The organism is Pseudostreptobacillus hongkongensis (assembly GCF_001559795.1).
GTDB lineage: Bacteria > Fusobacteriota > Fusobacteriia > Fusobacteriales > Leptotrichiaceae > Pseudostreptobacillus > Pseudostreptobacillus hongkongensis.
Genome location: NZ_LOHY01000038.1, coordinates 1 through 329, shown reverse-complemented (window position 1 = coordinate 329; position 329 = coordinate 1). Strand labels below are relative to the sequence as shown.

Sequence of the window (329 nt, the reverse complement as noted above, 5' to 3'; positions counted from 1 at the left end):
CTAACTTCTGTTTCTTCTTTAAATGCAGGATTTTTATATTTTACCAAGTCAGGGATCAATTCATGTAACAATACTTCTATTTGTTCATCTTTATTCACAATATTTTCTTCTTTAATTATAGTCTTAGTCGTACTTTCCAGACCTAGTGCATCATCTCCTATTTCATCAGGATCTATATCTTCAATATATATTACCTCTCTGATTGATAAATTATCATCTTTTGGTATTTTTTTTGAATCAGAACCTCTCGAAACACCTTTACCACCTTCTGCATACGCGCTCCACTGACGTAATATGTCTGGTTCCTTAGCAAAACAACTAGCTTAAAC

1 protein-coding gene is annotated in these 329 nt (G+C 32.5%); it reads right to left on the bottom strand.

Translation table 11 applies throughout. From position 1 onward, the window contains the following. A partial coding sequence (locus tag AYC59_RS08250; RefSeq protein ID WP_169792207.1) for a DUF2971 domain-containing protein occupies nt 1-296 on the bottom strand: 296 nt, incomplete at its 3' end. Nucleotides 297-329: the final 33 nt, after the last annotated feature.